Annotated in this window: 1 protein-coding gene; it reads right to left on the bottom strand. The window is 67.0% G+C overall.

Translation table 11 applies throughout. The annotated features are described in order from the left end of the window. The coding region (locus K359_RS62960; protein ID WP_029085280.1) for an HlyD family secretion protein at window positions 1–1189 on the bottom strand (1189 nt) is incomplete at both ends.

The raw sequence follows: 1189 nt of genomic DNA, 5'->3' as shown, positions 1-1189 counted from the left end.
GCATCCGGATTGATCGCAAGGTTCGCGGGCGCCCCCGATGCACCGGTGAGGTTGGCGATCTCACCCTTGATCGAAGCGCTGCCGTCGTTCGGCTCAAAGCTCGCCCGCTCACCAAGCCTGAGGCGGTTATAGACGCCTTCGGTGACATTGGCGGTGACCACTGCGCCGGTGCAATCGAGCAGCTTGAGCAGGGGCTGCCCGGCCCTGACGTCCTCGCCCGGCGACGTCATCATCTCCCAGATGCGTCCGGCGACCGGCGCCTTGATGTCGGCTTCCGCCCGGTTGATGTAGTGCAATTGCTCCGAGGCAATCTCGTGGGTGAGCCAGTCGATCTCCGCATCGGAATGCACCAGATCGGCGCGCAGATCGCTGACGCGCTGGCGCATCTCCTCTTCGCGTTGCACGGAACTCGGCCGGTCATTGTAGCTGTCGCCAAGATAGGTGCCGTTCCTTGCCGCGGTGAGTTCGACCTTGGCGGCGTCGAGCCGGCGCTGCGCGCCTATCTCGGTCTGATGGGCGATCGCCTGCTCGCGCGTCAGCCGGGCCATTTCGACCGTCGAGACGCTGCCCGATTTGACCAGCGACGAGGCGCGTTCAACCGCCGCCGTCGCTTCTTCCCGTCGCGCGGCCGCGGCCTCGATCGCGGTCTGGATTTCGGCGATCCGCGCCTCGAGCTGGAGGATGCGGCCGTCGCGGAACTGGGCCGCCTGGCGCGCGAGGTCCTGTTGCGACGTCTCGGCGGCCGCAAGCTTTGCGGCGAGACTCGGGCGCTCATTCTCCATCCGGGACATCTGCCGCCGGAGATCGTCGAGCCGCACCCGATCGCCGCGCGCGTTGACGACATGAAGGATCGTATCGCCTTCGTGGACCACACTGAGCTGCGTGGAGCTCTGCGGCTTCGCACTCACGGTGCCGTCGATCGGCGAGCGCAGGGTTACGATCCTGGCATTGACCACGGCCTCGACGCTCGAGGTCTGCAGCACGGCTTTCAGCGGCAGCCATCCGAAGATCGCGACGAGGGCGAGGCCAATGCCGACCTTGAGCAGGCGCCGAACCCACCGGCCCGAGCCTGCAGGCGCTTCGGGATGGGGGGCGCTATCATTGACAGGCTCGCTGACCGGCTCGTCGTCCGCCGGCTGCAAGCGGTCCTGCAAATCGCGCTGCAACCCCCGTGCGCCCGATTCCTCGT

Origin of the sequence: Bradyrhizobium sp. th-b2 (genome assembly GCF_000426785.1) — a bacterium.
Classification (GTDB): domain Bacteria; phylum Pseudomonadota; class Alphaproteobacteria; order Rhizobiales; family Xanthobacteraceae; genus Bradyrhizobium; species Bradyrhizobium septentrionale.
This window is presented reverse-complemented; position numbering and strand designations above follow the sequence as displayed.